Annotated in this window: 11 protein-coding genes; 5 read left to right on the top strand and 6 right to left on the bottom strand. The window is 60.5% G+C overall.

Features of this window, described 5'->3' with window-relative positions:
- Positions 1-155 precede the first annotated feature (155 nt).
- Positions 156-1,433 (bottom strand): lipid IV(A) 3-deoxy-D-manno-octulosonic acid transferase, encoded by a 1,278-nt coding sequence (gene waaA / locus ACYZT7_RS03370; RefSeq protein ID WP_462039944.1) that lies wholly within the window; start codon positions 1,431-1,433, stop codon positions 156-158.
- An 11-nt stretch (positions 1,434-1,444) separates the two neighbouring features.
- Positions 1,445-2,347 (bottom strand): LysR family transcriptional regulator, encoded by a 903-nt coding sequence (locus ACYZT7_RS03365; RefSeq protein WP_462039943.1) that lies wholly within the window; start codon positions 2,345-2,347, stop codon positions 1,445-1,447.
- Positions 2,348-2,451: 104 nt separating this feature from the next.
- Here ACYZT7_RS03365 and ACYZT7_RS03360 point away from each other — a divergent pair, with 104 nt between their 5' ends.
- The 4 genes from ACYZT7_RS03360 to ACYZT7_RS03345 all read left to right on the top strand — a co-directional run bounded on the left by ACYZT7_RS03360 (position 2,452) and on the right by ACYZT7_RS03345 (position 5,968).
- A complete protein-coding gene (locus ACYZT7_RS03360; RefSeq protein WP_222589507.1) occupies positions 2,452-2,784 on the top strand; it encodes a DMT family transporter in 333 nt (110 codons plus the stop codon).
- A 198-nt stretch (positions 2,785-2,982) separates the two neighbouring features.
- Positions 2,983-4,158, top strand: coding sequence for an NAD(P)/FAD-dependent oxidoreductase (locus tag ACYZT7_RS03355; protein WP_462039942.1), 1,176 nt, complete (start codon positions 2,983-2,985; stop codon positions 4,156-4,158).
- The gene (locus ACYZT7_RS03350; RefSeq protein ID WP_462039941.1) at positions 4,155-4,967 is read left to right on the top strand and encodes an aldo/keto reductase; all 813 of its coding nucleotides are present in this window, start codon (positions 4,155-4,157) and stop codon (positions 4,965-4,967) included. The genes ACYZT7_RS03355 and ACYZT7_RS03350 overlap by 4 nt, the downstream gene beginning before the upstream one ends.
- Positions 4,968-4,999: 32 nt before the next feature.
- On the top strand, positions 5,000-5,968 hold the full coding sequence (locus ACYZT7_RS03345; protein ID WP_462039940.1) for a metal ABC transporter ATPase: 969 nt from the start codon (positions 5,000-5,002) through the stop codon (positions 5,966-5,968).
- Positions 5,969-6,005: 37 nt separating this feature from the next.
- Here the strand turns inward: ACYZT7_RS03345 and hldE are convergent, their stop codons facing one another.
- Both hldE and msbA read right to left on the bottom strand, forming a co-directional pair.
- Complete coding sequence (gene hldE, locus ACYZT7_RS03340) at positions 6,006-7,430, bottom strand: bifunctional D-glycero-beta-D-manno-heptose-7-phosphate kinase/D-glycero-beta-D-manno-heptose 1-phosphate adenylyltransferase HldE (protein WP_462039939.1); 1,425 nt, start codon at positions 7,428-7,430, stop codon at positions 6,006-6,008.
- A 184-nt stretch (positions 7,431-7,614) separates the two neighbouring features.
- A complete protein-coding gene (msbA, locus tag ACYZT7_RS03335) occupies positions 7,615-9,417 on the bottom strand; it encodes a lipid A export permease/ATP-binding protein MsbA (RefSeq protein WP_462039938.1) in 1,803 nt (600 codons plus the stop codon).
- 115 nt (positions 9,418-9,532) lie between these two features.
- Here msbA and ACYZT7_RS03330 point away from each other — a divergent pair, with 115 nt between their 5' ends.
- Positions 9,533-10,174 (top strand): BUD32 family EKC/KEOPS complex subunit, encoded by a 642-nt coding sequence (locus ACYZT7_RS03330; RefSeq protein ID WP_462039937.1) that lies wholly within the window; start codon positions 9,533-9,535, stop codon positions 10,172-10,174.
- 43 nt (positions 10,175-10,217) lie between these two features.
- Here the strand turns inward: ACYZT7_RS03330 and ACYZT7_RS03325 are convergent, their stop codons facing one another.
- Both ACYZT7_RS03325 and ACYZT7_RS03320 read right to left on the bottom strand, forming a co-directional pair.
- Positions 10,218-11,366 carry an O-antigen ligase domain-containing protein gene (locus tag ACYZT7_RS03325; RefSeq protein WP_462039936.1) on the bottom strand — a complete coding sequence of 383 codons (1,149 nt, stop codon included), beginning with the start codon at positions 11,364-11,366 and terminating at the stop codon, positions 10,218-10,220.
- A gap of 4 nt (positions 11,367-11,370) precedes the next feature.
- Positions 11,371-12,138, bottom strand: coding sequence for a glycosyltransferase family 2 protein (locus ACYZT7_RS03320; RefSeq protein ID WP_462039935.1), 768 nt, complete (start codon positions 12,136-12,138; stop codon positions 11,371-11,373).
- Positions 12,139-12,162 lie beyond the last annotated feature (24 nt).

The raw sequence follows: 12,162 nt of genomic DNA, 5'->3' as shown, positions 1-12,162 counted from the left end.
AATGTAGGAAGGGTCTTTGAATAGGGTCAGACCTTTCCGCTTCGCAAGCCGTTACGTCAATGAATGAGAGGGGTGGCGAAAACGATACCCGCGATGGCGCTTTCAAGATCGCCATCGCCGGCAAGTCGCATCGCCGCACCGCGTGCGCCTACAGGTTAGCGCTGAATCAACCTGTCCAACCCATCCAGCAACCGCTGTAACGCGCCCTGATTGGTGCGCATCACTTTCAACCCCGCCTCCGCCATCCGCTGCGCATCCCGTGGCAACTCGAACAATCGCTGCACCGCCAGCGCCAGACCTTCGGCATCCTCTACTTCCTGCATCGCCCCGGCACTGCGCAGCTGCGCGGCGATTTCGAGGAAGTTAAACAGGTGCGGCCCGCTCAACACAGGTTTGGCCAAAGCAGCCGGTTCCAGCAGGTTGTGCCCGCCGTTCGGCACCAGACTGCCACCCACAAAAGCGCTGTCAGCCAAGGCATAAAGAAACAGCAACTCACCCATGGTGTCGCCCACCAGCACCGAAGTCTGCGCAGTGACCGGGTCGCCAGTGGACCGACGCACCGTGGCGAAACCCTGTTGCTGACACAACTCGAACACCGAATTGAATCGCTCCGGATGACGCGGTACCAGAATCAGCAACGCATCGGGATGATTGGCCAGCAACTGGCGATGAGCCGCCAGCACCACTTCGTCTTCGCCTTCGTGGGTACTCGCAGCGATCCACACCGGGCGTTCCTGGGCCTGCCATTGCGTACGCAACTCGGCGGCACGCTGGAGCAGTGCCGGGTCGATGGTCAGGTCGAATTTGATCGAGCCGGTCACTTCGACCGTTTCCGGGCGCGCACCCAAATCGCGAAAGCGCTGGGCCTCGGCCTCGGTCTGCACCGCGAACAGGCTCATTTCGGCGAGCATCGGCTGAGTCAGTTTGCCGAAGCGGCCATAACCCTTGGCCGAACGTTCGGACAGTCGCGCATTGGCCAGTGCCACGGGAATCCCGCGCTTGGCGCACTGATGGATATGGTTCGGCCAGAGTTCGGTCTCCATGATCACCGCCAGTTTCGGCTGGACCCGATCAAGGAATCGCGCCGCAGCGCACGGCAAGTCGTAAGGCAAATAGCAGTGCTGGATTCGCGGCTCGTTGGCGAACAACGCCTGAATTCGCTCGGACCCGGTCGGGGTCATGCAGGTCACGGTAATGGGCAACTGTGGATAACGTTGCAGCAAGGCGCGAATCATCGGCGCCGCAGCAATGCTTTCGCCCACCGACACCGCGTGCACCCAGATGCCGCCCGTTTTCATCGCCGGTAACCCGAGGGAGAAACGTTCGCCAATGCGCTTTGCGTACGCCGGTGCCTTGCGCGCCCGCAGCCAAAGCCGAATCGCTACCAGTGGCAGCCCCAGGTAAAACAGCGCGGTGTAGAGAGTTCTATTCATGGCGGCGGAGTTTATCGGCTTTTTTCACCGATCGTCTGCAAGTGCACGGCAAAACGTTCCGCCAGCCAACGAGCCGCCGGCCCCAGAGGCTCATCGCGGCGCCAGACCAGCTCCACCACCAGCGCTGGCGGGGTCCATTCGCTGACCAGTTCGACCATCAGATCCTGATACGCCGGGTACTGCACCACGTGGCGCGGCAGCCAGGCCCAACCGAGTCCGCGCACCAGCCATTCAGCCATCACGTAGAAACTGTCGGCCCGCCACACTTGCGGGCTGGCGGGTTCGCTTCCGGGATAGACACTGGACTGCGTGGACATCAGCAACTGTCGATGCTGCGCCAGTTGCTGACAGTCGACCTGAGCCTGTTTCACCAGTGGGTGGCCGACGCCGCACACCGTGACCATTTCGACGCTGCCCAACACCCGCCGCTCGAGCGCTTCGGGAATCTGGTCGTGATAAAACAGCAACCCCAGATCGGCCCGACGCTCCACCAGTTTGCGCGCAACATCGCCCTGGGCGGCGCTGGTCAGCTGCACTTCAAGGCTGGGAAATTGCTGAGCCAGGGCTTCGAAGCTTTCGATAATCGGTTGATAGGGCATCGCCTCATCCTGAGCCACACGCAGACGCGCCTCCTGGCCGCGCATCATTGCCAGTGCCCGACCGTTAAGGCGCTCGCACTGGCGTAACACTTCCCGCGCCTCGTCCAGCAACGCGTTACCAGCCTCGGTGAGCTTCGGCTGGCGGCCGCTGCTGCGGTCGAACAGGCTGATGCCCAGGTCCTCTTCCAGCAGCGCAATCGAACTGCTGATCGCCGACTGCGCCTTGCGCTGATCCCGCGCCACCGCTGAAAACGAACGCTGCTCCGCTACGCTGACAAACAAACGCAGCTGCTCCAGATTCCATTGCATGCTCATAGCCTCAACCCATCTTCAGAACAGATAGGTAATGACTTTACCGCATCTGGAGAATCTATAGAATGCCGACCTCAGAAAGCAACACTTCACACGAGGATGCACCTATGACCGCTTACTACTACCTGGCCATCGCCATCTGCGCCGAAGTGATCGCCACCGTTTCGATGAAAGCGGTCAAAGGCTTCAGCACCCCGCTGCCGCTGATTCTGGTTATTGTCGGCTACGGCATCGCCTTCTGGATGCTGACGCTGGTGGTGCGCAGCGTTCCGGTGGGCGTCGCTTACGCGGTGTGGGCCGGCATGGGGATCGTGATGGTCAGTGTGGCGGCGCTGTTTATCTACGGGCAGAAACTGGATGTGCCGGCAATGCTGGGGATGGTGCTCATCGTCTTGGGCGTCGTAGTGATCCAACTATTTTCCAAAACCGCCGGCCATTAAGACCCGAAGCCCGATCCATTGTGGGAGCGAGCTTGCTCGCGATGGCGACATGACATTCAGCATCAATGTTGACTGACCCACCGCTATCGCGAGCAAGCTCGCTCCCACAGGTTTTGCGTCCTCCCAAAGATCACCAACAAATCCCCTCTCCGTCGAGTCTGTATACTGCGCCCTCGTCTTGAACACTGAGGTCGTTGCATGCCATCCGTTATTTCCACCGACGTTCTGATTGTCGGCGCTGGTGTCGCCGGCCTCTGGCTGAATGCGCGCCTGCGCCGCCAGGGTTTTTCGACCGTGTTGGTGGAAAGCGCCAGCCTCGGCGGCGGGCAGAGCGTGAAGTCTCAGGGCATCATCCACGGCGGCGCCAAGTACGCGTTGCATGGCGCCCTGACCGGTGCATCGGAAGCCATCGCCGACATGCCTCGCCGCTGGAGTGAAGCCCTGGCCGGTGACGGCGAGCTGGATCTGAGCGGCGTGCGCCTGTTGTCCGAAGCCCATTACCTCTGGTCTCCCGGTACGATCGCCGGCAACCTCACCAGTTTCTTCGCCAGCAAAGCGGTGCGCGGCCGCGTTGATCAGGTCAAGGGTGAGCAACTGCCACCCGCCCTGCAAGACAAGCGCTTCAAAGGCAAGGTTTATCGATTGGCAGAACTGGTGATCGACGTGCCAAGCCTGATTCAGCGCCTGGCCGATCTGGCGGGTGATGGTTTGCTCGCCGGCCAGAAAATCGAACCGTTGCTGGAAGGTGGCGTTCTGGTCGGCCTCAAAGTCGACGAGCGCGAAATCCGCGCCCAGCGCATCGTGCTCAGCGCCGGGGCCGGTACGGCGGCGTTGCTCGAAACCCTGGGGCTGAGCCAGCCGGCCATGCAACGCCGGCCGCTGCACATGATCATCGCCAAAGGCCCGGGCCTCAAACCGCTGTATGCCCACTGCCTGGGCGGCGGCACCAAACCGCGCATTACCGTCACCACCCATCCAGCCGCCGATGGCCAATGGGTCTGGTACCTGGGCGGCGATATCGCTGAAGCCGAAGGTGTTGCCCGCGACCCCTCCGAGCAAATCGCCACGGCGCAGAAAGAACTCGGCCAGTTGCTGCCATGGATCGACCTGAGCACGGCGCAATGGGCCACCCTTCGAGTGGATCGCGCCGAGCCGCTACAATCGGGGCTGACTCGCCCCGACAACGCGTTTCTTGCCGAAGAGGGCCGATTGCTGGTCGGTTGGCCGACCAAACTGGCCCTCGCGCCAGACTTCGCCGACCGGGTCATCGCCTCCTTGCAGCGCGACGGCGTCCAGCCAAGCCACTCGGCGCCGCTGCCCGACCTGCCAAAACCGCCGATGGGCGTCCCTGCCTGGGAGCAACTGTTGCCATGAGCCAACCGACCCTGCACGATCTGCATCGCCCGCTGGGCAGCACCGGCCTGCGGGTTTCGCCACTGGGCCTGGGCACGGTAAAACTCGGCCGTGACCAAGGCGTGAAATACCCCAACGGTTTCCAGATTCCCGATGACGACGAAGCGCGCATGCTGCTCAAACTCGCGCGCGACATGGGCATCAACCTGATCGACACCGCCCCGGCTTATGGCCGCAGCGAAGAGCGCCTCGGTCCGTTGCTGCGGGGTCAGCGTCAGGACTGGGTGATCGTCAGCAAGGTCGGCGAAGAGTTTGCCGACGGTCAGTCCCATCACGACTTCAGCGCCGCTCATACCCGGCTCTCGGTCGAGCGCAGCCTCCAACGTCTGGAAACGGATTTTATCGATCTGGTGCTGGTGCACTCCGACGGCAACGACCTGGCGATCCTCAACGACAGCGAAGTCTATGCGACTCTCGCGGCGCTGAAGAGCGAAGGCAAGATTCGCGGCTTCGGTTTTTCCGGTAAAACCGTCGAAGGCGGCTTGAAGGCTCTGGAACAAGGTGATTGCGCCATGGTCACCTACAATCTGAACGAACAGAACGAGAAGCCAGTCATTGACTATGCTGCTGCTCACGGCAAAGCCATACTGGTCAAAAAAGCCCTCGCCAGCGGCCACGTCTGCCTGAGCCCGGGCGTGGACCCTGTTCGCGCCAGCTTCGAGTTGTTGTTTGAACATCCGGGTGTTGCCAGTGCTATTGTCGGGACCATTAATCCGCTGCACCTCGCCCATAACGTCGCGACCGTTGCCCAGGTGCTACGTAGAAACTGATGCCGCCCACGCGGCCTTAAGCAGGAGCCGACATGCCGCGTACGCTCATAAGAAAGAACCCGAGCAACTTCAAGACCCTGCCGTTATTCGTCGAAGCGACTCCCGAAGGCCTGAGTTATCAAAGCGTCGGGATGCCGCTCAATTTCTCCCAGACCCTGCAACGTCGCCGCCCGGTGACGGTAGCCGACACTCAGCGGTTTTCGCTTGAGCTGGCCAATCTCGGGGTCTCTGTGCGCCTGACCCTGCATTGGCAAAATCGCGATTACTGGGTGCTGGTGCGTCAGCGTCGGCAGGATCGGGGCGATGTGGTGCTCAAGCTGATCTCCGGTTACGTGCCGGCCCATGAGCTGAACCTGCCGCTGCACACGGCGATCCAGGAGATTGCCGAAGAGTGCTTGCTGGAAACGCCAGAAGGCTGGCTCGGCGGGCGCTTCAACGACACCTGGCTGCCGGCGCCCTACTCGTCCGCCCTGCATTATCGCGAGGCTCTGCCGTTTCGCCTGACGCCGCTGTCCGGTTCGGCGCGGCCGGTGCGTTGCGCCAAGATGCAGTTGATCGAACGCCCGCAGGCTTACGTGCATTTGCCGACGGCCTCGCTGCAATTGATCTATGACTTGCGCCTGGACGTGCCCAAGGAAGCCAAATCCTTGAGTTTGTTTCATGTCGACGAACGACTGGAAGGCGATCAACTGGTGGCGCGGCTGGATCGCAAACGCCCTGATCTGTATTTAATGCCACTGCAGGACGGGCAACCGGTGGCCGAGTTGTATACCTTGAAGAAGGATCAGCTGTACCCGGCGAGTACTCGCGGGTTGTACCTGGCAGAGAGTTTTGCCCAGCAGGAAGGCTGGCTGGTGCGGGACGAGCGGATTCGCTGGAAGGATTGGGTGCGGCAACAGGGCTTGAGCCCGCCGGGGAAGGATTCAGGTTTGGCGCGGTTGCGTGGGAAGGCGAAGCAATTGCTGAAGAAAATCGTACCGCGTAAAAAAGTCAGCTCCTGATTGATCGTTCCCACGCAGAGCGTGGGAACGATCAGCGTCACTCGGATTTGCGGATCTTCTCGACAATCGCTGTGGTCGAGCTGTTTTCCACCAGCCCCAGCACTTTCACCGTTCCGCCATAAGCGGTCACGATGTCTGCGCCGACCACTTGCTCGATCCCGTAGTCCCCACCCTTGACCAGCACGTCCGGTTTGACCTCGCGCAGCAGGTTTTCCGGGGTGCCTTCAGCGAAACTGATCACCCAATCCACGGCGCCCAGACCGGCCAGCACGGCCATGCGACGGTCGACGCTGTTGATCGGACGACCCGGGCCTTTCAGTCGGCTCACCGATGCATCGTCGTTGACCGCAACGATCAAGCGATCGCCTTGCGCTCGTGCCTGCTCGAGGTAGGTCACGTGGCCGGCGTGCAAAATGTCGAAGCAACCGTTGGTGAAGACGATCTTCTCTTTATGCGCACGCGCATCATCGACCGCCAGCAAGAGCTGCTCAAGGCCGAGCACACCGCGCTCCGAACCTTCCTCACGCTGGATAGCGCGACGCAGTTCCGGCGCGCTGATGGCCGCCGTACCGAGTTTGCCGACCACGATGCCCGCCGCCAGATTGGCCAGGGCCACCGCGTGGGGCAGTTCTTCGCCAGCGGCAATGGCGGCCGCCAGAGTGGAAATGACCGTGTCGCCGGCACCGGTCACATCGAACACTTCACGGGCACGGGCCGGCAGGTGCAGCGCCGGATGATCCGGGCGCAGCAGAGTCATGCCGTGTTCGCCGCGGGTCACCAGCAATGCGCCGAGGTCGAGGTCGTGCATCAGCTGCGCGCCCTTGCTCACCAGCTCATGCTCATCGGCGCAACCGCCGACGATGGTTTCGAACTCACTGAGATTCGGCGTGATCACGCTCGCACCACGGTAGATCGAGAAATCCTTGCCCTTGGGGTCGGCCAGCACCGGAATGCCACGGGCACGGGCTGCCTGGATCAGCGCCTGATGGTTTTTCAGCGCGCCTTTGCCGTAGTCGGAAAGCACCAGCACCTTGACGCCTTCGAGCAGTTCGTCGACTTGCGCGCCCAACGCCAGGGCGTCGGTGGCGAAGGGTTCTTCGAAGTCGATACGCAGCAGTTGCTGGTGACGGCTCATGACCCGCAGCTTGACGATGGTCGGCTGGTGCGCAATGCGCTGGAACAACGCCCGCACGCCAGCGCCCTTGAGGCTATTGGCCAGACTGTCGGCGGCTTCATCGTCGCCGGTCACGCCGACCAGCGAGGCCGGTGCGCCGAGGGCGGCAATGTTCAACGCAACGTTGGCGGCACCGCCCGGGCGGTCCTCGATTTGCTCGACCTTGACTACCGGTACCGGCGCCTCAGGGGAAATCCGTGAGGTACCACCATGCCAGTAACGGTCGAGCATGACATCGCCGACCACCAAGACAGGGGCTTGATCGAATCGCGGCATGGACAACTTCATGGAGCAACCCACATACAAAATGAACAGGGGCGCGATATTAACACAGGGTTGGCGTGGGCTTGTGCGACGACTGCAATGGGATGATTCAGCGGGATTTCCTGCTCATTTATTGATCAGAAAATCCGACAATCGACGGCAAGCGTCCGTCAAAAAGGGGTGAGCCAGGCTCACCCCTCTCGTCGGGTCAGGCGATTCCGGCGGTGACCGGTTCGTCGAGGCCCATCGCGTGCAGGCGCGAGTAGTAGCCGTTTTGCGCCAACAGTTGAGCGTGGGTGCCGCGCTCGACGATTTCACCATGGTCCATGACCAGGATCAGGTCGGCCTTCTCGATGGTCGACAACCGGTGAGCAATCACCAGCGTGGTGCGACCTTTCATGACTTGATCCAGTGCCGCCTGAATATGCCGCTCGGACTCGGTGTCGAGCGCCGACGTTGCCTCGTCGAGAATCAGCAACGGTGCGTTCTTCAACAAGGCCCGGGCAATCGCCAGGCGCTGACGCTGGCCGCCGGACAGCAACACGCCATTTTCCCCGACCTGGGTGTCCAGGCCCTGCGGCATCTCCGAGATGAAGTCCATCGCGTAAGCATCTGTGGCGGCCTTTTCGATGTCGGCACGTGGTGCGCCGGCGAGGTCACCGTAAGCGATGTTGTTGGCGATGGTGTCGTTGAACAACGTCACATGCTGCGTCACCTGCGCCACGTGCCGACGCAGATTGCGCAGACGATAATCTTCGATTTCCACGTCATCGAGCATGATTTCGCCGGTTTCGTGGTGATAGAAACGCGGAATCAGGCTGGCCAGGGTCGACTTGCCGCTGCCCGAACGACCGACCAGGGCGATCATTTGCCCCGGTGCCGCCGTGAAGCTGATGTTCTTCAGCACTTCACGCTCGGTCCCCGGATAGGTGAAGCTCAGGTTGCGCACGTCCAGGTGGCCGGTGACGCGCTCGCGCTCGACGGTACCCGTGTCAATCTCTGGCTCGACGTCCAGTTGCTCGAAAATGCTCTCGGCACCGGCGACGCCTTTCTGGATCGTCGAACTGACTTCCGACAACTGTCGAATCGGCTTGGGCAACAGGCCCGCCGCGGTGATGTAGGCCACCAGGTCACCGGCGGTGGCATCGCCGCGCAGCAACAGCACCAGGAACATCAACACCGCCATGGCGGTGTAGATCACCAATTGCAACATGGGCGTGTAGACCGCACCGGTCTTGGTCATGCGCAATTGCTTGTCGGTGTTGCCCTGACTGGCTTGGGCAAAGCGACGCTCTTCATAGCTCTCGCCGCCGAAGCTGCGCACCACGCGATAACCCTGGATGGTCTCGGAGGCCACGTGAGTCACGTCGCCCATCGCCACCTGGATTTTCTTGCTCTGCTTGCGGAATTTTTTGCTGGTGCTGCTCACCATGATCGCGATGATTGGCAGGATCGCCAGCATCACCAGGGTCAGCTTCCAGTTCATCCACAACAGGTAAGCAAACAGGAACACCACGGTCAGGCCTTCACGAATGACCACTTTGATGGCGTCCGTGGCCGCACCGGTGACCATGGTTACGTTGAAGGTGATGCGCGAAATCAGGTGCCCGGAGTTGTGGGTATCGAAATAACGGTTGGGCAATACCAGCAACTTGTTGAACAGCTCGACGCGCAGGTCATGCACCAGCCCCAACGAAACCTTCGCCAGGTAGTAGTTACCCAGGAAAGACCCCAGGCCTTGCCAGGCGGCGATCAGGATGATCAGCAGCGGCACAGCCATCAGCAACTGCAGGTCTTGCAGATACGGGACAGTAGGGAAGAGCACCGCTTCAGGGTTGCTCAGGCCATCGACGAAATATTTGAGAATCCCTGCGAGCATGGGCTGCGTCGAGGCAAAAATCACAAAGCCGACGATACTGATGGCAAACATCCCCCAGTACGGGCGCACATACGACAGCAGGCGCAGGTAAATCTTCAAGCTCGAAGGCGCAGGCGAATCAGGGCTGGTCATGAGAACCCGTTGTATGAGAAAAGAGCCCGCGAGTGTAACACAGGCCATTTTAGTCGCTGACCTGCGGTAACATGGCCGGCTATCCATGCCTCACGGCGCCCAACCCGGAGTATTGATGCAAGCGCTTGATCACACCCGATATCTCGCCCTGCGCGAGGGAGCACAAGTCCTTGAAGCGGATGGTTCGGGGGACAAGGTTCTACGGTTGACGGACGGTTCAATACTCAAACTGTTTCGCCGCAAACGCCTGCTGACGTCGGCTGCGTGGTACCCGTACGCCAAACGCTTTGCCGACAACTGCGATGCGTTGCGCGAACGGCACATCCCCTGCCCGTCGATTCGTCAGGTTTACCGTATTGCGAGTATCAAACGCGATGCCGTGCACTACGATCCACTGCCGGGCCGGACCCTGCGTCAGCTGCTGGACATCGAGGGCGGTGCCGATCCGTTGCGCGGTCAATTGGGGGTCTTCATGGCCACTTTGCATGAGCGGGGGATTTACTTCCGCTCGGCGCACCTGGGCAACATCGTGCTCACACCCGAGCATCAGTTGGGCCTGATCGACATTGCCGACATGCGGGTATATCGCCGTCCGTTGCGCAAGACCCTGCGGCTGCGCAATTTCAAGCATATGGTGCGTTACCCGCAAGACCGGCAATGGTTGCTTGACGGTCGCGGCGAAGTCTTCATGCACCATTATGGCCAGACCCAGAGCATCTGCTCCCCGGAGGAGTTGAGCGTCGCCCTGCAAAAATGATCTGACTGCCTTCGCCTCCGGGGGAGGAGGCGAAGGCTAGGCATTACGCCAGCGCGGGTTGTCGCGCCTTCAGCACGCGAGAGAGGATCATCGCGGCGGGCAGCAGCACCAGCGGCCACAACTCGTCAGGATTACCGATTAGCAAACTGCCATCGAAATTCAGCATCACCAGCGCACACGCCAAGTACATACCCCACGCGTCGCGCAGACGCCAGGCCTGCCAAAGGCTTGCAACCATCAGCGCTACGAACAACACCAGCGCGACCCCGCCGCTGTACAGCCCCAGCGCTACGAAAATGTTGTGCGGATGCTGAATCGGCATCCAGCCATCGAGTACCTGGGCGGTGTGAAAGTTGATGCCGCAGCCCAGTGCCCAGCCGCAGTTGCGCCACTCGCCGACCATGATCTGAAAGATTTCGATACGGTACGAATCGCCTCGATTCCAAAGGGACTGGTACCAGGCTTCGTTGTGCACCACCAGGAACAGCAGGCCTAAAACAACGGCGCCAATCGCCACCGCAGTGCCAACCAGCCGCGGCTTGAGGTAAATGCCGTAAAGCAACCAGATGCCAAACAGGAACACAGCCCCCACAAACGCAGTACGCGTCTGCAGGACGAAGGCTACCGCGAACACCGACAAAACGATGGCCAGACCACCCTCGATATACTTTCGCTCCCTGAGCCAGATTGGCAGCGCCAGCGCCAACGCACAGAACAGCCAAATGCTGGCGTAGATGACGTTCTCCAAGCGTGCCGGAAGCAGCCCCACCCGGCCGCCCACGGCGAACTCACCGGTCGCCCAACCGTAGAGCGCGCTGCCGAAAATGTACAACGTCAGAATCCAGAACTGAGCGCGAATAAACGCCGCGCTGCGGAAGAACTGCGGATCGGTAAGGGCGCCGGCCACCATGACGAACATCAGTACATAGAAGACGTGTTTGTAGAACTGCATCTGCCCTGCAATCGTCGCAGGCACCAGAAACCACAGAATGAACGCCAGCCAACCCCACGCCAGCGGCTCCTTGAGCAAGCCTGCACCGCGTTCCTTGATCAGGAAGACCAGGCCCGGCAAGACCATCAGGACGTAGAACAGATTGTTGGTCCACTTCGACGACCAGCCCACCACAAAGCTCAAAAGAAACAGACAGAGCACCGTTCCGAAATACGCCGTGGTGTTCTTTCCTGGCTTCATGCCGCTAAATCCCATGGAGCACCCAACCTATTGCCAGACCCAAAATAAGAGCTGCGATCAGCTTCAGCCGCTCGAGATGTTTACGCCGTAATTTGTTCACCCGCTCCTTCGGGACCACCACATGCTCACCGAAACCGGTGTGCAATACCGCATCGTTTTCCAGAATCAACGCATAGCGGTTTTCGCCAGCATACAGACGCGACAGGTCTTTCTCCCCGGAGAATCCGGAATACGGTGCATGCATCAAGTAATCCGCACGACGGCGCAGCCCTGGATTAAAGGAAAAACCTTGCCACTCGGCTTTTTGCGAGCCCAGTACGTAGAAAGGAATGCCATGGCTGACTTTGCGCTCGTTCAGGAACACGTAAGGGCTGTGAACCATCAGGTCATGATTGAAGCTGCGCAGCCACACCTGCAGTGCCTGCGGATCTTCCTCCAGCAGGCATTGGGACTCTTCGATGAACCCTTCGCGGTAGAAGTCCCAGTCGTCTTCGCAGTGGAAAATCCACGACGTCTGCACCTGGGCATAGGCGGCATCGATGGATCGCAACTGACCCAGGCGTGGGTTGTTGATGAAGACCTGGGTATGTGCCCTCCAGTGCTCCGGAATACAGGCCTCTACGGCGCTGTCGCCGGAGTCCTCGGTGATGAACACTTTACGGATGGGAGCCGTGTTGAACCGGTCAAACGTCTCGAGGGTTCGCTTCAACAGATCGAAGCGACCGCAACTAGTAATTACTACCGAAATGTCGCTAGTCTCGCTGAACAGCATTTATTTGCACCGCACCATTGGTTG

Source organism: Pseudomonas sp. RT4P38 (assembly GCF_054897765.1).
The sequence above is the reverse complement of the archived record's forward strand: the minus strand, read 5'-3'. Positions and strand labels throughout refer to the sequence as shown.

What these genes read in the sequence shown, in the direction of transcription:
- waaA (WP_462039944.1), bottom strand. Translation starts at nt 1,433, where the DNA reads ATGAATAGAACTCTCTACACCGCGCTGTTTTACCTGGGGCTGCCACTG.
- ACYZT7_RS03365 (WP_462039943.1), bottom strand. Translation starts at nt 2,347, where the DNA reads ATGAGCATGCAATGGAATCTGGAGCAGCTGCGTTTGTTTGTCAGCGTA.
- ACYZT7_RS03360 (WP_222589507.1), top strand. Translation starts at nt 2,452, where the DNA reads ATGACCGCTTACTACTACCTGGCCATCGCCATCTGCGCCGAAGTGATC.
- ACYZT7_RS03355 (WP_462039942.1), top strand. Translation starts at nt 2,983, where the DNA reads ATGCCATCCGTTATTTCCACCGACGTTCTGATTGTCGGCGCTGGTGTC.
- ACYZT7_RS03350 (WP_462039941.1), top strand. Translation starts at nt 4,155, where the DNA reads ATGAGCCAACCGACCCTGCACGATCTGCATCGCCCGCTGGGCAGCACC.
- ACYZT7_RS03345 (WP_462039940.1), top strand. Translation starts at nt 5,000, where the DNA reads ATGCCGCGTACGCTCATAAGAAAGAACCCGAGCAACTTCAAGACCCTG.
- hldE (WP_462039939.1), bottom strand. Translation starts at nt 7,430, where the DNA reads ATGAAGTTGTCCATGCCGCGATTCGATCAAGCCCCTGTCTTGGTGGTC.
- msbA (WP_462039938.1), bottom strand. Translation starts at nt 9,417, where the DNA reads ATGACCAGCCCTGATTCGCCTGCGCCTTCGAGCTTGAAGATTTACCTG.
- ACYZT7_RS03330 (WP_462039937.1), top strand. Translation starts at nt 9,533, where the DNA reads ATGCAAGCGCTTGATCACACCCGATATCTCGCCCTGCGCGAGGGAGCA.
- ACYZT7_RS03325 (WP_462039936.1), bottom strand. Translation starts at nt 11,366, where the DNA reads ATGAAGCCAGGAAAGAACACCACGGCGTATTTCGGAACGGTGCTCTGT.
- ACYZT7_RS03320 (WP_462039935.1), bottom strand. Translation starts at nt 12,138, where the DNA reads ATGCTGTTCAGCGAGACTAGCGACATTTCGGTAGTAATTACTAGTTGC.